Here is an 18,008-nt window from a genome sequence, read left to right on the forward strand (position 1 = left end):
CGTACCCGGCCAGCGGCCGGCACTACCCGCCCCCGGAGTCCGGGGGCGGGGCGTTGGACTCAGTCCTGGTGCGGCGCCAGGGCCGGGCCATCGTGGGACTCGCCCTTGGCCACCAGCGTGGTCAGGGCCAGGTCGCCGGTCACGTTCAGCGCGGTACGGCACATGTCCAGGAAGTGATTCACGCCCAGGATCAGGCCGATGCCCAGCGGGTTCACGCCGACCATCGCGCAGATCATCGCCACCACCGGCAGCGAACCCGACGGAACGCCGGCGGTGCCGATGCCGCCGAGGATGCAGACCGCCATCACCATGAACTGCTGGCCGATGCTCAGGTCCACGCCGAAGAACTGGGCCAGGAAGATCACCGTCACGCCCTCGAACAGTGCGGTGCCGTTCTGGTTGGCGGTGGCGCCCACGGTCAGCACGAAGCGCGATACGCGCTGCGGCAGGCCCATCTGGTCGGCCACGCGAAGTGCGGTGGGCAGGGTGGCATTGCTGGAGGCGGTGGAGAACGCCATCACCGTCGCTTCTTGGGTATCGCGGAAGAACGACAGCGGCGAGCGGCCCGACAGCCACACCGCAGTACCGTAGGTCACGATCATGTGCAGGCCCAGCGCCAGCACCACCACGCCCACATACGCACCCAGGCGGATGATCAGCTCGAAGCCGAACAGCGCGGCCAGGTTGAACATGAAGCAGGCCACGGCGTACGGGGCCAGGCGGATGACCAGGTTGATCAGGGTCATCGAAATCTCGAACACGCCTTCGATGGCGCGGCGCAGCGGGGCGACCTTCTCATCATCGGTCAGCACCATGCCGATGCCGAACATCAGCGCGAAGAACATCAGCGACAGGATCGCGCCGTTGTCCGAAGCGGCCTGCAGCACGTTGCTCGGCACGATCGACAGCAGCATGTCCATGCCCTTCGGCGTGCCATGGATGCCGGCGACGATTTCCTTGCTGCGCTCGGCGTTCTCCGACAGCATCAGTGCTGCGGTCTGCGGATCCACGCCCGCGCCCGGCTTGAGCACGTTGACCAGCACCAGGCCGATGCCGACTGCGATGCCCGACAGCAGCACGGTGTAGGCCAGGGTCTTCCAGCCGATGCGGCCAAGGGCGCGGATGTCGCCCATCTCCGACACGCCCATGATCAGCGCCGAGAAGATCAGCGGCACGATCAGCATGAAGATCAGGTTGAGGAACAGGCCCGACGCCGGGGTGGTGACGTAGTCCATGACCCACTTGGCACCGGCCTGCAGACCCCCGACGCTGCCGCCCAGGGCATGCACGGTCAGTCCCAGGACCAGGCCGATCGCAAAGCCGATGCCCATCTTCCAATGCAGGGGCAACTTCTTCTTGTCGGCAGCAGCTGCTGTCATACGCGGGTTTCCTCGAAAAATGAATGCACTCTAACAAAGCGCGCAAGCGGCGCCGGTTCAGGTTCGCCGCGGCGGATACAGCGGCGCCAGGCCAGTGTCGGCGGCACCCGCCGCCGCCGACCAGTGCGGTCCGTCACGGAAGGCGCCGCGCAGGCGGGCCCGCAGCGCACCCGGATCGCCCTGCCCGCCCCAGCGCGCCTGCTGCAGATCCTGCAGCACTTGGCGTTGCACCGGGTCATCCAGCCGCGCGATGACCTGTTCAATGCGCTCGACCCCGGCCATTGCACACAGCCGTGCTTCCACCTCGTGGAAATCTTCGCCATCCAGCGCGCGGCGCAGTTCGGCCACGCCGGCACGTCCGGTCGCCACGGCCGGCGCAGCGGGCGTACCGGCTGCCGGTGCTGCGGAACGCGGGCGGCGACCTCGCTGCCAGCCCCACAACAGGGTCAGCAGCCACAGCAGCGCCAGGCCGATGGCCGCCGCCATCCATGGCCACGGGCGCTCGGTCAGGCCACTGGCACGTGGATCGGTTGCCGCGATACGCGCGTCCTGTCCATCGCTACCGGGCAGCGCGGCATCGGTGTCGATCGGCGGCAGCGGTGCAGGTGAAGCGCTGCCACCGCCATTGCCGGCCGCAACGGCCAGCGTCAGGTCCGGCAACGTCGCTTCCTGTGCCTTCCCCGCGCGCACATCCCACCACGGCAGGCGCGGCCCCGGTACTACCAGCGATCCCGGCTGGCGCGGCACGATCGAATAGCGGAGGGTGATCTTCAGCCGCGGCGTACTGCCGTTGAAGGTCTCTTCGTACTGCGCGGGTTCGGCGAACACCTGCGCGGCGTTGCCGACATCGGGCACCGGCAGGTCGGTGAACTGTGCACGGGTCGCGCCTTCGGCCACCGCCTCGACGACCACGTTGGCCGCTTCGCCGGTGCGGGCCTGGGTCGGCGCACTGGTGTAGCGCAGCTGCAGGCTCTGCAGGGGCAGCCACGGCTGCGGCGCCTGTGCCGGCTGGGCCTGCACCTGCAAGGTGCGGTCGGCGCCGGTAGCATTCATGCGCCCGTCGCCGCCGCCGAAGAAATCATCGAAGAAGCCACCGGCGCTGCGCCCACTGAAGCGCGCACCGGCCAGCCGCAAGGCGCCACTGCGCTCGGGGATCAGCAGGAAACGCCGTTCGACCACGTTGTAGCGGCGGCCATTGACCTGGCGCACATCGGTGCGGTCATCGCCCACGCGCTGCAATGACGCGCCCGCCGGGGTGTCCAGCACCAGCTCGCCGGAGGCCAGCTGCGAGGCGAAATACAGCCGTACCACGACACCCACGCTCTGCTGCACGTACGGCGTCGGGTCGTCGACCACGGTTTCGATGAAGGCCATCGCATTGCTGTCCGGACCGGCTACGGCAGCCGCATCCACCTGCAGGGTCAAGGGCGCAGTCCGCGTGCTTCCCACCTGCAGGCCCGGCACCACCAGCGCACCGCTGCGCCGTGGCGTCAGTGCCACGCCATACAGGTTGCGCTGCTGCATGCTGCCATTGCTCCACTCCACCTGGCGGCTGCTGGTCTGCCCGCTCAGGTCGAAGTCGGTGCGCAACGGAGTGAAGTCAGGCGTCCCCTGGTCGCTCTCGACATTGAGGGTGACCGTGTCACCCATCGCGATACGGTCGCGGTCGAGCCAGGCACGCGGCTGCGCCCACGCCAGCAGCGGCAGCCACAGCAGCAGCACCGCCAACAGCGAACTCGGCCAGCGCCGGTGCATGTTCGTCGACCGCGTCATCGCCCTTCCCTCTTCCTGCGTTCGTTTTCCAGCTGGAACTTGGCCCGCAGCAGGGCGCCCGGGTCATCCGGCACGCGCCGCATCCACGCTTCCACCGCCTGTTGCTCCTCGCGCTGGCGTGGCGTGCGGCCCTCACTGCCCGGTACCGGTTTGCCGTCCTTGCCGACCTCACCCTCGCGTGCCTGCTGCATCGCCTGCTGCATGCGCTGGCGCTGCTGTTCATCGGCCTGCGCCTGTGCCCTGGCATCTTCCACCTGCGGCGGTGCCTGCTGGCCCTCGCGGCTCCGCTGGCCGGGCTGCGGGCTCGACTGCGCCTTGTCGGACTCCTGCCCGGGCTGGCCCTGCCCCGGGTCCTTCTGCCCCTGCTGCGGCTGCTGTCCCTGCGGATTCTGCTTGCCCTGGGAACGGTCCTGTTGTTTCTGCGTCGGCGTCTGCTGATCCTGGCCCTGGCCGCCACCGGATTGCCTGCGCTTGCGTGCAGCATCGACCACGGCGCGGTTGGCCACTGCATCGGCCATGCCCGGATGCAGCGCCAGTGCGCGGTCGTAGGCGGCGATCGCTTCGTCGTAGTTGCCTTCGCGTGCCAGCGTGTTGGCCAGGTTGTACCAACCGGCATCGCTGTCGATGCCTTCGAACTGCCTGCGTGCCGTGGCGAAGTCGCCCTTGCGGTACGCCTGAACCCCCTCGGCCAGGCGCTGATGCTGCATCTGGTCGCTGCGCTTCCACAGCGTGCCCTGCGCCGGCTGCGAGACAGGCGTCGCAGGGGCCTGCGCCTGCGCGCCGTTCATCCACGGCAGCAGGCCGACCGCGAGCACCGCGGCCAGCACCGCGCGACGACGGAAGGCCAGCAATGCCAGCAGCATCACCGGCGGCAGCAGCCAGAAGCCCTCGTCAAGCCACTGCTTGCCTTCGCCCGGCCGCTGCGCCGCCGTGCCCTCGCGCGCGTCAAGCACGCCGAGCGCGCGCAGGTCGCTGTCATCGGCGGCGATGCGTGCATAGCGGCCACCACCGGCAGTGGCCACTGCGCGCAGGCTGCCCTCGTCCAGGGCGGCCTGGCGAATCTGCCCGCTGCCATCGCGGTAGGCCGCGCCAGCCGGCGTGCCCAGGCCCAGCACCGACACCTGCAACCCCAGGCTGCGCGCCTGCGCCGCGGCCAGTGCCGCTTCACCATCCGCCTGATCGCTGACCAGCAGGATCTGCCCCTGCAACGCGCCGATCTGCCGCATCAACCGTGTTGCCCAGTCGATGCCACGGTCGGCACGCTGGCCATCGCGTGGCATCACGTCCGGTGACAACGCATCCAGATACAGCGCGACGTTGCTGCCATCGTCGGTGAGCGGGGCCACGGTGTAGGCATCATCGGCGTACACCACCAGCCCCACCTGTCCGCCCTGGCGCGCGCGCAGCAGCTCGCCCAGTTTCGCCCGCGCCTGCAGCAGGCGCGACGGCGGAAGATCGGTTGCCGTGATCCGGCTGGACAGGTCCAGCACCACCAGCAGCGGCGCACTGGCCTGGAACATCGGCTGCGCCTGCTGCCGCCAGCTCGGCCCGGCCATGGCCAGCGATGCCAGTGTCCAGCCCAGCAGCAACGCCCAGGGCAGGCGCGCTCGACGCTTCGCACCCGCGGCCAGCAGATGTGGCAACAGGTGTGCGTCCACGGCCTGCCGCCACGCATCACTGCGTCGCTGTCGGTACAACGCGAGCGCGAGGATCAGCGGCAGCGCCAGCAGCGCCCACAGCCACTCGGGCCGCAGGAAGTGCAGCACGTTCCAGTCGGGGAGATTCGACGCAAACGCGATCATCGGCGACGCTCCGGCCACAGCCAGGCCAGTGCGCCCAGCAGCAACGCCAGCCCCAACGGCCAGGCATAGCGTTCTTCGCGCGGGCGCAGGCTCGGCCCCTTCGCGGCGACCGGCTCCAGGCGATCAAGCTCGGCGTAGATCCCGGCCAGCTGTGCGGTATCACGCGCGCGGAAGAACTGACCGCCGGTCATGCTGGCGATCTTCTTCAGGGTGGCCTCGTCGACCGGATCCTGGTCGGTGGAAATGGGAATGCCGAACAGACGCATGCTGCCATCGCCGCCAAACGCGACCGTGTGGATGCGCACGCCCTCGGCGCGCGCGACTTCCGCCGCGCGCAGCGGCTCCAGCACACCGGCATTGCTGACACCATCGGTCAACAGGATCAGCACGCGCTGCCCCTCCGGCTGGCTGCGCAGGCGCTTGACCGCAAGGCCGATGGCATCGCCGATGGCCGTCTCGCGCCCGGCCAGGCCGACCACGCTGTCGCGCAGCTGGTCACGCACGCTGGCCAGGTCGGCAGTAAGCGGCGTGAGCGTGTACGCGCGGTCGCCGAAGATCAGCAGGCCGACGCGGTCACCCGCGCGACGATCAAGGAAGTCGGCAAGCACGGCCTTGGCGGCGGTGAGACGGTCGACCGCCTGCCCGCCCAGCACCATGTCGCCCTCGCCCATGCTGCCGGACACGTCCATCGCCAGCATCATCTGTCGCCCCTGCTGCGGGGGCGTGATGGCTTCGCCGAGCTGTTGCGGTCGTGCCAGCGCGATGCACAGAGCGCACCAGCCCAGCCACAGCAGCAGCGTGCGCAGCCACGACACGTCGACGCGACCACCACCGGACAGCGCTTCCAGTTCGGCGGCGGCATAGGGCACGCGCAGTGCGGCGCCCGGCGCTGCACGGCGCTTCCACCCGCGCATCAGCAGCGGCAACGGCAGCGCCAACAGCGCCAGCGGCCACGCCAGCTGCAGGTCCGGCCATGGCCAGTAGCTCACCCACAGGTTCATCGGCGGCGCTCCAGCAGCATCGCCAGATAGCGCTCGCGCGCCCAGCTGCGTACGGCCGCCACGTCGTTGCTGTCGACCCGCGGACGATAAGCGCCTTCAGCCAACAGGCTGCGGCGGTCTTCAGGCAACGTGCGCTGCGGATCCAGGCGTTGCCACCAGGCGTCATCGCGCAGCGATTCGCTGCCCGGCCGAGCATGGCGGGCGGCACGGCGCAGCAGTCCTGCGATCGCCGCCAGTTCGGCGGTGGCATCCGGGGCGGTGGCCAGTTCCTGGTCGAACAGCTGCAGCCAGCGCTGGCGACGGCGGCGACGCCGCCACACCAGCACGGCGATCACCAGCAGCACCAGCACGACCGCCGCGCCGATCATCAGGTAACCGGGGGCGGGCGGCCACCAGGAAGGCGCCGGTGGCAGCTGCACATCACGCAGCGGCAGGCTGGCACTCATGCCGGTACCTCGGTCGGTGACGGCGCAAGCCAAGCGTCGCTGGGCGCATCGGTGGACAGCACCTGCACGTCGACCCGGCGCGCGCCGAGCTGGCGGCGCAGTTCCTGCAGCGGCTCAACGAAATGCGCCTGCCAGTGCGCCTGCACCTCGCTGCGACGCAGATCGAGGCCGACGCGCTGCTGTGCGGTCTGGAACTGCAGCACCGCCGAGGGCGGTTGCAGTTCCAACGGATCGACCAGCAGCACCAGGCTGAGATCGTGATGCTGGGCCAGCGCGCTCCAGCGCGCCGGCGCAATGCGGATGGCCTGCTGCGGGTCGGCCAGCACCAACATGCGGGCCCCCGGGCGCAGCACGCGGGCGGCATGGTCCAGCGCGCGCTCCAGGCCCAGATCGTCCGACGGCGGCTGTGCATACCAGCGGCTCAGCGCATCGAGCACGCGCAGCACGCCGCGTGGCCCGCCTGCGGGGGCGATCGGCGCTTCGCGATCGCTGCCGCGCAGCGCCCCCACGCGGTCGCCACGGCGCTGCGCCGACCACGCCGCGACGGCACCGGCGCGGGCGGCCTGTACCGATTTGAAACGCACGCGGGTACCGAAGTACAGCGCAGGCGAGGTGTCGGCCACGATCAGGCTGACCCGCTCGCGCTCGGCCTGGAACAGCTTGGTGTGGGCGCGGCCAGTACGCGCGGTCACCCGCCAGTCGATGTGACGCGCGTCGTCACCGGCCACGTACTCGCGCGACTCGGCGTATTCCATGCCACGTCCGCGCAGCGGCGATGGCGCCTGGCCGGCGTTGCCGGTGCGGCCGCGGCGCGGCGGTGGCGGGCGCTGGGCCAGGCGCCGCAGTGCGACCAGCTCGGCCAGCTGCGGGCGCAGGCCGTCACCTTCGACGGACGACGGCACCTGTTCCGGGGATCGATCGGTCATGCGCAGGCTCAGGGTGCCGGCACCCGGGCCAGCAGCTCCTGCACCAGGCGCTCGCCGTCCCAGCCTTCGGCGGTGGCTTCATAGCTGGGCAGCACGCGATGGCGCAGCACGTCGGCCGCGACCGCACGCACATCATCGGGGGTGACGAAGTCGCGACCGGCCAGCCAGGCACGTGCACGGGCACAGCGCTCCAGCGCGATGGAACCGCGCGGGCTTGCGCCCCAGGCGATGCGGCGGCCCAGGCCGGCGTCGTAGCGCGACGGATCGCGCGAGGCCAGCACCAGTTCGACCAGGTAACGCTCCAGCGCCGGCGCCATGTGCAGGTCCAGCACTTCACGGCGGGCATCGAATACGTCCTGCATCGGCATCTTGTCCGGCGCCGGCGCGGCCTCGCCCAATGCGCCACGCGCACGCTCTCGGGCCAGCCGCAGGATTTCCGATTCGGCCGCCTGGTCCGGGTAGCCGATGCGCACGTGCATCAGGAAGCGATCCAGCTGCGCCTCCGGCAACGGGAAGGTGCCTTCCTGCTCGATCGGGTTCTGCGTGGCCATCACCAGGAACAGGGGCGGCAGCGCATAGGTGTGGCGACCGACGGTGACCTGGCGCTCGCCCATGGCTTCCAGCAGCGCCGACTGCACCTTGGCTGGCGCGCGGTTGATTTCATCGGCCAGCAGGATCGGGTGGAAGATCGGGCCGGGCACGAACTCGAAACGGCCTTCCTGCGGGCGCCAGATCTCGGTGCCGGTGAGGTCGGCCGGCAGCAGGTCGGGCGTGAACTGCACGCGGGCGAAATCCGCGTCCAGGCGCGAGGCCAGCGCACGGATCGCCGTGGTCTTGGCCAGGCCGGGCGCGCCCTCCACCAGCAGGTGGCCGTCGGCCAGCAGCGCAATCAGCAGGCGTTCCACCAATGCCGCTTGGCCGACGATCTCGGCCGACAGCGCATCGCGCAACCGGGTGAATACCGCATGCAGGCGGGAGATGGCCGGCGCGGGCGGCGGCAGGACGGTTTCGGGCATCGGCGGTGGCAGGTTCATGGGGGCCTTTGACCGGCGCAGGACGGCACGGGTTCCCGACATCATCGCAGGGTGCCTTGCGATTGGCATCAAGAACGGCTGAACAGCCATCCATGCCACGCACGGCGTGGAACTACTGGCGGAAACGAAGAAGGGCCGCTCGAGGCGGCCCTTCTTCGAACACGTCGGTGCGTCGGCTCAGTTCTGCTTGGCCACGCGCAGCACCTTCGGGGTGACGAACACCAGCAGCTCGGCCTTGTCCTTGTTGCGGCCGCGCTTCTTGAACAGGTTGCCCAGGAACGGCACATCGCCCAGGAACGGCACCTTGCTGATGCTGTTGCGATCGGTGAACTCGTAGACGCCACCGATCACCACGGTCTGCCCATCCTCGACCAGCACCGCGGTGTTGACTTCGCGGCGGTTGATCGACGGCACGGTGCCGTAGCCTTCCAGCTGGATCAGCTGGTCGACTTCGTCCTTCTTCACCTGCATGTTGAGGAACACGCGGTTGTCGTTGGTGATGGTCGGGGTGACCTTCAGCTCCAGCACCACTTCCTTGAACTGCACGTTCGGCGTTGCCACGCCGCCTGCGGTACCGCCACTGATGGTGACGTAGCCGATTTCCTTGCCCTGCTTGATCATCGCTTCGCGCTGGTTGGTGGTGACCACGCGCGGATTGGAGATCACCTCGCCTCGCGACTCCTGCTGCATGGCCGACAGCTCCACGTCCAGCAGGTAACCGGCATTGAGGATGGACAGCGCCAGCGAACCCGGGTTGCTGGCGGCCGCCACCGGCAGGTTCCAGTTCAGGCCACGGGTGATGGTCGGAGCAGACGGTACCGGCGCCGGCCCCACGCTGCCACCAGCCTGCCAATCGCGGTAGGCCTTGGCATTGGCTGCCGCGGTTTCCACCTGCGAGTTGCGCGTCTTCAGGTTGGAGTCCAGATCACCACTGAAGTACACGTTGTCCCGGCTGCCGCTGACACCGAACTTGGCGCCCAGCTCGCGGGCGAAGGTGTCGGTCGCGATGACGATGCGGCTTTCGATCAGCACCTGGTCAACCGGGCGGTCGATCACGTTGATCAGCTCGCGCATGCGCGCGATCTTCTTCGGGATGTCGCTGATCATCAGCGTGTTGGTGCGCTCGTCGGCCACGATGCGACCACGCGAGGACAGGAAGCCACTGTCTTCCTGCGACGTGCTGCCCGCACCACCGCCACTGCCACCTCCGCCGTTGCCACCGATGCCCTTGGCCTCGGTCAGCGCTTTGAAGATCTGCGTGGCGCTGTGGTAGTTGATCTGGATGTAGTCGGTCTGCAGGTCTTCACGGTTCTCGATGGCGATGCGCGCGTCTTCCTTTTCCTGCTCGAACTTGGCCAGTTCGGCCTGCGGCGCCACCCAGATCACGCTGCCGTCGCGACGCTTGTCCAGGCCCTTGGCGCGCAGGACGATGTCCAGCGCCTGGTCCCACGGCACATTGACCAGGCGCAGGGTCACGTTGCCCTGCACCGAGTCGGACGCCACCACGTTCAGGTTGGACTCCTCGGCGATCAACTGCAGCACGGTGCGCACCGGCACGTCCTGGAAGTTGAAGGTCACCGGCTTGCCGGTGAAGCCGCGCTGGCCGACGGCCTTGGCCGCCTGGGTAACGCTGCCGGCGGTGACCGCACCCACGGCGGCCTGGGCCTGGCGCGGGCTGATCTCGACCACGTATTCGTTGCCGCTCTGGTAGGCCAGCGACTCCACCGCGCCGCCGGTGCTCAGCACCAGCTGGGTGCCCGCGCCCGACGGCTTGGCGTCGATGCGCTGCACCGGCGTGGCGAAGTCGGTGACGTTCATCGGCTTCTGCAGGTTGGCCGGCAGCCGGGCATTGCCGACGTCGACCACCACGCTGTTGCCCTGCGTGCGCAGGTCAGGGATCGCGCCCTGCCCGTCGAACTGCACGATCAGGCGCCCGGCGCCATCATCGCCACGCTTGAAATCGATCTTGGCCACCGACAGGCCGGCCGGCGCAGCGGCCGGTGCCACGGTGGTGCCGGCCGGCTTTTCCGCCGGTGCGGCGGCCAGCGCCGGAGCGCAGGCCAGCATCAGCGCGACTCCCAGCGCGCTGACACGGTTCAAGGTAGAGCGCCGGATGGGACGCAGCCCCTTGGCTTGGTGAAAGGTCATCGTGCTATCCCCAGTAAACGATCATTGATCTTCGAGCGAGAGCGTTGCCGGCCGTTCCAGCCAGCCACCCGCGCCATCCGGCACCAGTTCGATCAGCTCCACGCGGTCTTCGAAGACCGCCGTGACCCGCCCGTCGCTCTGCCCCAGGTAACCGCCCGGGCGAACCCGGTAGGTGACCTTGTCCGGCCCCATCACCAGCGCCACGGTACCTGCGCCGGTACCGATGGTACCGACCATGTCCAGCGCATCCAGCGGGAAGCCCTCCAGCGGCTCCTTGCGTCGGTTCGGGTCCGGCCGCAATCCGCCATTCCCCTGCTGCGGATTGGTCCAGGCATCGGTGAACGGATCGCGCATGCCCTGCGCGGAGTATTCGAAGGTCTCGAACTGCTGCATCACCGGCAGCGGCTCCAGCGGTTGCGCCGGTCGCGCACGCTCGCCTTCCACCCACTTTTCAAGGTTCGGTGCATCGCCGGGCGTGCTGGTCACGCCACGGCCACAACCGGCCAGCAGCAGCACGGCCAGCACCATCGCACCACGTACGGTCTGCGCGCGCATCACTTCTTGCCCTCCTTGCCAGCGTCGGCCGCCTGCTGCGCCTGCACTTCGGTTTCGTCCAGGTAGCGATAGGTCTTGACCGTACCGGACAGTTCCAGTGCACCGCTGCGGACGTTGCCGCCGGTCTTTTCCTTGGGCTTGAGGTTGATGTCGTGCATGGTCAGGATCACCACCCGCGGCAGCGAGGCCACGCCGCTGACGAACGCGCCGAACTGGTGGTAACTGCCCACCATGCGCAGCTTGATCGGCTTCTCGGCGTAGAACTCCTTGATCTGCTCCTGTTCCGGCTCGAACAGCTCGTTGGTCAGGCCGCTGGACAGCGCGGTCTGCGAGATGTCGATGATCAGGTCGGGCATTTCGGTCTTGCTCGGCAGCTGCCGCAGCATCTGCTGCAGGACCTGCTCCATCTGCGCCAGCTGCTGCTTCAGCGGCCCCAGGTTCACCGCGCGCTCCTGCTGCTTGGTGAATTCGGTGCGCAGCTCGACTTCCTTCGATTCCAGGCCGGCCAGCTCCTCACGCTTGCCGCTGATCAGCAGCATCCACGCCACGAACATGATGACCAGCGCCAGCAACGAGCAGAAGACGATCTTGGCCTTCTGCGGCCAGTTGCCGATGTCGTTGAAATCCAGGTTTTTGATGTCGATCTTCTGGCTCATGCGCGATCCCCCTGCAGCAGCGCATTGAAGGCCTGCGGCGGCTGCGCCAGGCGGCTGCCCTCAGGCTTCGGGGCAGGTGCCGGGGCCGGAGCGGCCGGCGGGTTCGGCTTGGCCGGAGCGGCCGACGGTGCGGCAGCCGGTGCAGCGGGCGCAGCAGGTGCTGCCGGCTGTCCCGCCGCCGGTGCCGCAGGCGTTGCGGCATCCGGGCCTGCAGCCAGCGGTGCCACCGGTGCCGGGGCCGCCGTCGCCACCGAGCCATCGGCGTTCAGGCCCGGCGTCGCCGACACCTCTTCGCTCTGTGCCGGCAGTTTCACCTTGACCACGAACACGTAGGGCAGCGCCTTGATGTCGGCCAGCGGGCCGGCCTTGCCGTCCTTGTCCTTCTCCGGGTCACGCGCTTCGATGATCGACAGCTCCGGATTGGTCATCCAGCCGGAGGTCTCCAGGTTGCGCATGTAGGCCGAAACGCGGGCGTTGGACTGGGTGCGGCCTTCCAGTGTCAGCACGTCCCCTTCCTGCTTCAGCGCGGTCAGCACCACGCCATCGGGAATGGTGCGCACCAGCGCATCGAACAGGTGGACCATCTGCGAGCGCTTGGCCTGCAGCTCCTCGATCACCTTCTTGCGCGCCAGCAGGCGTTCCTTCTGCGCGTCGAGGCGGTCGATCTCCTTGTTCTGTTCCTTGACCTTCTCGATCTCGGCTTCCAGATAGGCATTGCGGTCCATCTGGCCGCTCACCTGACGGTCGTAGTAGAACCAGATCATCAGCGACAGCAGCAGGCCACCGACGGCGGCCATGCCCAGCATTGCGTAGAACTCGCGCTGGCGTTGCTTGCGCCGCTCGGCGCGCCAGGGCAGTAGATTGATGCGTGCCATCAGTCGAAGCTCCTCAGCGCCAGACCGGTCGCGATCATCAGCGCGGGGGCATCCTGGGCCAACGCATGGGCGTTCACCTTCGGCCCCAGGGTCATCTGCGCCAGCGGGTTGGCGACCACGGTCGGCACGCCCAGCTGTTCCTCGACCATCTCCGGCAGGCCACCGAGCACGGCGCAGCCGCCGGCCAGCACGATGTGATCGACGCGGTTGAATTCGCTGCCTGCATAGAAGAACTGCAGCAGGCGGCTGATCTGCTGGACCGTGGCTTCCTTGAACGGCTCCAGCACTTCCATCTCGTAGCTTTCCGGCAGGCCGCCCTGGCGCTTGGCCAGCCCGGCTTCCTCGTAGCTCAGCCCGTAGCGGCGCATGATCTCGTCGGTCAGCTGCTTGCCACCGAACACCTGCTCGCGGCTGTAGAGGCTACGGCCGCCGCGCAGGACATTGAGGGTGGTCATGGTGGCGCCGATGTCGACCAGCGCGACCACGCCGTCGATGGACACCGGCAGTTCGCTGGCGACCAGGGCGTAGGCGTTCTCGACCGCGAAGGCCTCCACGTCCATCACCTTGGCCTGCAGTCCGCCCAGTTCCAGCGCGGACTGGCGCAGCTCGACATTCTCCGAACGCGAGGCCGCCAGCAGCACCTGGACCATCTCCGGGTTGTTCGGGATCGACCCGATCACCTCGAAGTCCAGGTTCACTTCCTCGATCGGATAGGGAATGTAGTTGACCGCTTCCAGCTCGATCTGGGCTTCCATGTCGTTTTCGTCGAGGTCGGCCGGCATCGGGATCACCTTGGTGATCACCGCCGACCCCGCGACGGCAGCAGCGGCCAGCTTGGCCTTGCTGCCTGAACGGTTCATCGCCCGGCGGATGGCCTCACCCACGGCCTCCACTTCGACGATGTTCTTCTCCACCACCGCATTCGGCGGAAGAGGTTCCACAGCGTAATGTTCCACGCGGAAACGATTGCCGCTGCGGGACAGCTGCAAAAGCTTTACCGCAGTCGAACTGATGTCGACGCCTACGAGCGGCGACTGACTTTTTGGGATGAGCCCCACGGTTTCTCCCCTGCCGACGGGCACTTGGACGCAAGACCTGCGCCCAAGCATTAATAACGTATTCTTAGCAAATGGCAACGGCCCTGCTGTGAATTCCTTCACGGATTCACCATGCAGCCCCTGACTGTTCCCCTTGCGCTCCCCGGTGCCGACCCCAGCCGCCACCTTGCGTAATCTATACTCTGCGACCACGAAATTCGCAATCGGAATCTGAACCCGATGACTCGACTCCGCCGCTGGCTGCGCTGGATCTTCCTGATTGTCCTGGTCCTGGCGCTGATCGGCGCGGCCGCCGTGGGCGGTCTGTACTATGCCGTTTCCTCCAAGCTTCCCGACGTGCAGACCCTGCGCGACGTGGAAATGCAGGAGCCGATGTACGTCTATGCTGCCGACGGCAAGCTGATGGCGGTGTTCGGCGAGACCCGGCGTACCCCGATCACCATGAAGGACGTACCGGAGAAGCTGAAGCAGGCCTTCCTGGCCACCGAGGACGCCCGCTTCTACGAGCACGGCGGCGTGGACTACATGGGCATCGGCCGCGCGGTATGGCTGCTGGCCACCACCAACGACAAGCGCGTGCCGGGCGGGTCCACCATCACCCAGCAGGTTGCCCGCCAGTTCTTCCTCAGTTCCGAGTACAGCTACACCCGCAAGCTGGCCGAGATCCTGCTGGCGCGCAAGATCGAGTCCGAGCTGAGCAAGGACGAGATCTTCGAGCTGTACCTGAACAAGAGTTTCTTCGGCAACCGCGCCTACGGCGTGGCCGCCGCCGCCGAGTTCTACTACGGCAAGAAGCTGAACGAGCTGGACCTGGACGAGATGGCCTCGCTGGCCGGCATCCCCAAGTTCCCCTCGTCGGGCAATCCGATCTCCAACCCGGAACGTGCCCGCCAGCGCCGTGACAACTACGTGCTGCAGCGCATGGCCGACCTGAAGTTCGTCAGCCAGGCCGAGGCCGACGCGGCCAAGGCCGTGCCGATGCACGCCACCGCGCATGAGCCGCCGGTGCAGGTCGATGCCCCGTACGTGGCCGAGCTGGTGCGCCAGGAAATGATCGCCCGCTTCGGCGGCGACGTGGTCAACAAGGGTTACCACGTCACCACCACGATCGATTCCACCCTGCAGACCGCGGCCAACCTGGCCGTGCGCGACGGCCTGCTGCTGTATGACCACCGCCACGGCTGGCACGGCGTGGAAAAGCAGGTGCAGCTGGGCGCCGGCGACGATGCCGCCGCCCTGGCCGAGCACCTGCGCGGCATGTACGGCCAGGCCGGCCTGTTGCCGGCGATCGTCGCCAGTACTGGCGCCGATGGCAGCGCTACGGTGGTGCTGGCCAACCGCACCGAGATCGTGCTGCCGGCCGGTGCCGCCAAGTGGACCAACAAGACCCCGGGCAAGCTGGTGCAGCGCGGTGACATCGTGCGCGTGCGCGCCGGGGCCAAGGAGGGCGAGTGGCTGCTGGACCAGATCCCGCGCGGCCAGTCCGCGCTGGTCTCGCTGGATGCCCACAGCGGTGCGCTGAAAGCGCTGGTGGGCGGTTTCAGCTTCTCCGGCAACAAGTTCAACCGCGCCACCCAGGCGCGCCGCCAGCCGGGTTCGAGCTTCAAGCCGTTCGTGTATGCGGCCGCCTTCGACAAGGGCTACAACCCGGCCTCGATCGTGCTCGACGCCCCCGTCGTGTTCCGCGACCGCCGCGGCAAGACCTGGGCCCCGCAGAACGACGGCGGCGGCTTCCGCGGCCCGATGCGCCTGCGTGAGGCGCTGGTGCAGTCGCGCAACCTGGTCTCGGTGCGCCTGCTCGACGGCATGGGCGTGGACTACGCGCGCAAGTACATCAGCGAGTTTGGCTTTGCCGAATCGGAGCTGCCGCCGAACCTGTCGATGTCGCTGGGTACCGCCTCGTTGACCCCGCTGTCGGTGGCCCGTGGCTACGCCGTGTTCGCCAATGGCGGCTCGCGCGTGGATACCTGGCTGATCGACCAGGTCAATGACCGCGACGGCAACCTGGTGTTCAAGGAAAACCCGGCGCTGGCCTGCCGCGACTGCGCCGGCAGCAGCGACCAGCCGGTCAACCAGGTGGTGGACGGCTTCAACTTCGGCGCCCCGGCCCCGAAGGTGGACCCGGCCGCTGCAGCCAAGGCCGAAGCCAAGACCGAAACCCCGGCCGCGCCGGCCAACCCCGATGCCCGTACCGCCCCGCGCGCGATCGACGCCCGTACCGCCTACCAGCTGGTGTCGATGATGCGCGACGTGGTCCAGCGCGGCACCGGCGTGCAGGCCAAGGTGCTCGGCCGCGAGGACGTGGGCGGCAAGACCGGCTCCACCAACGACCACCGCGACGCCTGGTTCTCCGGCTTCGGCGGCCCGTACGTGACCACCGTGTGGGTGGGCCGCGACGACTTCCGCTCGCTGGGCTACCGCGAGTACGGTGGCAAGGCGGCGCTGCCGATCTGGATCGACTACATGCGCACCGCGCTGAAGGACACCCCGATCGCGCAGAACGAGCCGCCCAGCGGCATGGTCCAGGCCACCCTCAACGGCGCGACCGAGTGGGTGAAGGTGGAAGACATGGACCGTCTGACCGACTACGACCTGAACCTCAATACGCCGCAGGCCGACGCCGCCGCGTTCGATATCTTCTGAGGAACGGTTTGGTGGGTGCCAACCATGGGTTGGCACCGATGCGGCTCTGGTAGAGGCCAACCTTGGTTGGCGCCTCGTGCCGACCAACGGTCGGCACCTACCAGAGCGGTTGCATCCGCCATACCCACGCGGATGTCACATCCGTGCGCTAGTCTGTCGTCAGGTCGCAACAGGAGTCATCGCATGCATCGCGCCCGTCAGCATGCTGCCAGCCAGACCCGCGAGCGGCGCCACCGCCTCGCCCACGAAGCCGCCCGCCTGATGGCCGAAGGCGGCATCCGCGACTACCACCAGGCGAAGTTGAAGGCCGCCAGCCGGCTCGGCATCCACGACGATGCCTCCCTGCCCCGCAACACCGAGATCGAAGACGCCCTGCGCGAATACCAGCGGCTGTTCGCCGGCCCCCAGCACGGCAACGAACTGCAGCGCCGCCGCGAGGCCGCGATGCGGGCGCTGGAGTTCCTGCACGGGTTTGCACCGCGCCTGGCTGGCCCGGTGCTGGATGGCACCGCCGACGCCAACAGTCCCGTGCAGCTGCACCTGCACAGCGACGACCCGGAAGCCGTGCACCGCTTCCTCGACGAGCACGGCATCCCCGCCGAATCGCGGACGCGCCGGCTGCGGATGGACCGCGAACGGAGCCTGGACGTGCCGGTGTGGGTGTTCAGTGCCGAGGAGCTGACCTTTGACCTGGCGGTGCTGCCCTACGACGCGCTGCGCCAGGCGCCGCTGTCGCCGGTGGACGAGAAGCCGATGCGGCGTGCGTCGGTATCGCAGCTGCGGCAGATGCTGGCCGAGGCGGAGATCACCGCGTACATCGGCGGGTAACGGCTGCGCTGGTTCTGGAGGGTGCGGACCGTTGGTCCGCACGGTGCCTCAGCCCTCCGGATGTCTGACCCAAGCGCGGCCGGGCATGGCCCGGCGCTGCACACGCCCTGCCGGTCTACCAGCCCCGGTACGGTTCCTCCGCGTCGCCGGACAGCAGGCGCGCCAGCCACGGCGCACCCGCGCGCTGCGGGTACGCCACCATCATGCGCGCGTGCATGTTCTGCAGGTCCCCCAGCAGCCAGGTCTGGTTGTAGACATCGCCGAAAGGATCCGACCATGCCGTCTGCAGCCGCGCACGCTCGCCGCCGTCGAGGTTGGGCATCCTGTCCAACGGGATCTCCAGCACCGGCTCGAGCGCGCGGTTGATGGCCGCGTTCTCCGCCTCCGCCGCACGCATGAGCTCCAGCCGATGGCTGACCAGCCAGCACGGGAAGGGGAAGCAGCTGTCCGTGGCATCGATGTACGCCGCCATGTCGGCCAGCATATGGGCTTTCAGCTGCCACACCATCGCACTGTCCAGCAACTGCCGCACCCGCAGCGTGCGCAGCGTACCGGCGCGGACGTCTTCCGGCGTGGTGAACGGCTCGCCCGGCGTCGGGCCACCATGGCGGACCAGCACGATGCGATGGATCGCTTCCTGGGTGATGTTCTCCACGCGCAGCGCGGCCGCCTCTGGATGCACCCGCGGCGGCGGCACGCTCGTCAACCGCCAGTGGTACCAGAACACCAGCGCGATGCCTGACAGGCACAGCAGGGTGAACAGCACCCAGCGATCCAGGTTGCGGGTGTAGTAGTAATACCGCGCCCGCCACAGATAGAACGTGCGATAGCTGATGAATCGGCTTACCCAACGGTACATGGCCATTTCCTCGGCAAGGGCCCCG

At 68.3% G+C, this 18,008-nt stretch carries 15 protein-coding genes; 2 read left to right on the plus strand and 13 right to left on the minus strand.

The genetic code is table 11. The features are described from left to right. Nucleotides 1-59 precede the first annotated feature (59 nt). The 12 genes from LRM18_RS11825 to LRM18_RS11880 all read right to left on the minus strand — a co-directional run bounded on the left by LRM18_RS11825 (nucleotide 60) and on the right by LRM18_RS11880 (nucleotide 13,653). Complete coding sequence (locus LRM18_RS11825; RefSeq protein ID WP_064239101.1) at nucleotides 60-1,379, minus strand: dicarboxylate/amino acid:cation symporter; 1,320 nt, start codon at nucleotides 1,377-1,379, stop codon at nucleotides 60-62. 57 nt (nucleotides 1,380-1,436) lie between these two features. Continuing rightward, entirely contained in the window at nucleotides 1,437-3,152 is a 1,716-nt protein-coding gene (locus tag LRM18_RS11830) for a BatD family protein (protein WP_270954675.1), read from the minus strand. Next, a complete protein-coding gene (locus LRM18_RS11835; protein WP_270954677.1) occupies nucleotides 3,149-4,954 on the minus strand; it encodes a VWA domain-containing protein in 1,806 nt (601 codons plus the stop codon). The genes LRM18_RS11830 and LRM18_RS11835 overlap by 4 nt, the downstream gene beginning before the upstream one ends. Continuing rightward, a complete protein-coding gene (locus LRM18_RS11840; protein WP_270954680.1) occupies nucleotides 4,951-5,955 on the minus strand; it encodes a VWA domain-containing protein in 1,005 nt (334 codons plus the stop codon). The genes LRM18_RS11835 and LRM18_RS11840 overlap by 4 nt, the downstream gene beginning before the upstream one ends. Then, nucleotides 5,952-6,401, minus strand: a complete 450-nt coding sequence (locus tag LRM18_RS11845) for a DUF4381 family protein (RefSeq protein ID WP_053506009.1) — start codon at nucleotides 6,399-6,401, stop codon at nucleotides 5,952-5,954. Before LRM18_RS11845 ends, LRM18_RS11840 begins: the two co-directional genes overlap by 4 nt. Next, the gene (locus LRM18_RS11850; protein ID WP_270954682.1) at nucleotides 6,398-7,327 is read right to left on the minus strand and encodes a DUF58 domain-containing protein; all 930 of its coding nucleotides are present in this window, start codon (nucleotides 7,325-7,327) and stop codon (nucleotides 6,398-6,400) included. Before LRM18_RS11850 ends, LRM18_RS11845 begins: the two co-directional genes overlap by 4 nt. A gap of 8 nt (nucleotides 7,328-7,335) precedes the next feature. After that, on the minus strand, nucleotides 7,336-8,361 hold the full coding sequence (locus tag LRM18_RS11855; RefSeq protein WP_270954684.1) for a MoxR family ATPase: 1,026 nt from the start codon (nucleotides 8,359-8,361) through the stop codon (nucleotides 7,336-7,338). 177 nt (nucleotides 8,362-8,538) lie between these two features. Further along, on the minus strand, nucleotides 8,539-10,509 hold the full coding sequence (locus LRM18_RS11860) for a type IV pilus secretin PilQ family protein (RefSeq protein ID WP_154331122.1): 1,971 nt from the start codon (nucleotides 10,507-10,509) through the stop codon (nucleotides 8,539-8,541). A 21-nt stretch (nucleotides 10,510-10,530) separates the two neighbouring features. After that, nucleotides 10,531-11,064 (minus strand): pilus assembly protein PilP, encoded by a 534-nt coding sequence (locus LRM18_RS11865; RefSeq protein WP_005418914.1) that lies wholly within the window; start codon nucleotides 11,062-11,064, stop codon nucleotides 10,531-10,533. Next, nucleotides 11,064-11,720, minus strand: a complete 657-nt coding sequence (pilO, locus tag LRM18_RS11870; RefSeq protein ID WP_005418916.1) for a type 4a pilus biogenesis protein PilO — start codon at nucleotides 11,718-11,720, stop codon at nucleotides 11,064-11,066. Before pilO ends, LRM18_RS11865 begins: the two co-directional genes overlap by 1 nt. Further along, nucleotides 11,717-12,595 carry a PilN domain-containing protein gene (locus LRM18_RS11875; protein ID WP_053506172.1) on the minus strand — a complete coding sequence of 293 codons (879 nt, stop codon included), beginning with the start codon at nucleotides 12,593-12,595 and terminating at the stop codon, nucleotides 11,717-11,719. Before LRM18_RS11875 ends, pilO begins: the two co-directional genes overlap by 4 nt. Beyond that, complete coding sequence (locus LRM18_RS11880) at nucleotides 12,595-13,653, minus strand: pilus assembly protein PilM (RefSeq protein WP_014038321.1); 1,059 nt, start codon at nucleotides 13,651-13,653, stop codon at nucleotides 12,595-12,597. The genes LRM18_RS11875 and LRM18_RS11880 overlap by 1 nt, the downstream gene beginning before the upstream one ends. Nucleotides 13,654-13,872: 219 nt before the next feature. Between LRM18_RS11880 and LRM18_RS11885 the strand changes: the two genes are divergently transcribed. Both LRM18_RS11885 and LRM18_RS11890 read left to right on the plus strand, forming a co-directional pair. Further along, entirely contained in the window at nucleotides 13,873-16,296 is a 2,424-nt protein-coding gene (locus LRM18_RS11885; protein WP_053461282.1) for a penicillin-binding protein 1A, read from the plus strand. Between the two features lie 183 nt (nucleotides 16,297-16,479). Next, on the plus strand, nucleotides 16,480-17,124 hold the full coding sequence (locus tag LRM18_RS11890; protein WP_049465702.1) for a hypothetical protein: 645 nt from the start codon (nucleotides 16,480-16,482) through the stop codon (nucleotides 17,122-17,124). A 115-nt stretch (nucleotides 17,125-17,239) separates the two neighbouring features. On the opposite strand, the gene LRM18_RS11895 is transcribed toward LRM18_RS11890, so the two are convergent. Continuing rightward, entirely contained in the window at nucleotides 17,240-17,983 is a 744-nt protein-coding gene (locus tag LRM18_RS11895) for a hypothetical protein (RefSeq protein WP_154331123.1), read from the minus strand. Between the last annotated feature and the right edge of the window lie 25 nt (nucleotides 17,984-18,008).

It is taken from the genome of Stenotrophomonas sp. PI_27 (assembly GCF_027854495.1).
Classification (GTDB): domain Bacteria; phylum Pseudomonadota; class Gammaproteobacteria; order Xanthomonadales; family Xanthomonadaceae; genus Stenotrophomonas; species Stenotrophomonas pavanii.

What these genes read in the sequence shown, in the direction of transcription:
- LRM18_RS11825 (WP_064239101.1), bottom strand. Translation starts at nt 1,379, where the DNA reads ATGACAGCAGCTGCTGCCGACAAGAAGAAGTTGCCCCTGCATTGGAAG.
- LRM18_RS11830 (WP_270954675.1), bottom strand. Translation starts at nt 3,152, where the DNA reads ATGACGCGGTCGACGAACATGCACCGGCGCTGGCCGAGTTCGCTGTTG.
- LRM18_RS11835 (WP_270954677.1), bottom strand. Translation starts at nt 4,954, where the DNA reads ATGATCGCGTTTGCGTCGAATCTCCCCGACTGGAACGTGCTGCACTTC.
- LRM18_RS11840 (WP_270954680.1), bottom strand. Translation starts at nt 5,955, where the DNA reads ATGAACCTGTGGGTGAGCTACTGGCCATGGCCGGACCTGCAGCTGGCG.
- LRM18_RS11845 (WP_053506009.1), bottom strand. Translation starts at nt 6,401, where the DNA reads ATGAGTGCCAGCCTGCCGCTGCGTGATGTGCAGCTGCCACCGGCGCCT.
- LRM18_RS11850 (WP_270954682.1), bottom strand. Translation starts at nt 7,327, where the DNA reads ATGACCGATCGATCCCCGGAACAGGTGCCGTCGTCCGTCGAAGGTGAC.
- LRM18_RS11855 (WP_270954684.1), bottom strand. Translation starts at nt 8,361, where the DNA reads ATGAACCTGCCACCGCCGATGCCCGAAACCGTCCTGCCGCCGCCCGCG.
- LRM18_RS11860 (WP_154331122.1), bottom strand. Translation starts at nt 10,509, where the DNA reads ATGACCTTTCACCAAGCCAAGGGGCTGCGTCCCATCCGGCGCTCTACC.
- LRM18_RS11865 (WP_005418914.1), bottom strand. Translation starts at nt 11,064, where the DNA reads ATGCGCGCGCAGACCGTACGTGGTGCGATGGTGCTGGCCGTGCTGCTG.
- pilO (WP_005418916.1), bottom strand. Translation starts at nt 11,720, where the DNA reads ATGAGCCAGAAGATCGACATCAAAAACCTGGATTTCAACGACATCGGC.
- LRM18_RS11875 (WP_053506172.1), bottom strand. Translation starts at nt 12,595, where the DNA reads ATGGCACGCATCAATCTACTGCCCTGGCGCGCCGAGCGGCGCAAGCAA.
- LRM18_RS11885 (WP_053461282.1), top strand. Translation starts at nt 13,873, where the DNA reads ATGACTCGACTCCGCCGCTGGCTGCGCTGGATCTTCCTGATTGTCCTG.
- LRM18_RS11890 (WP_049465702.1), top strand. Translation starts at nt 16,480, where the DNA reads ATGCATCGCGCCCGTCAGCATGCTGCCAGCCAGACCCGCGAGCGGCGC.
- LRM18_RS11895 (WP_154331123.1), bottom strand. Translation starts at nt 17,983, where the DNA reads ATGTACCGTTGGGTAAGCCGATTCATCAGCTATCGCACGTTCTATCTG.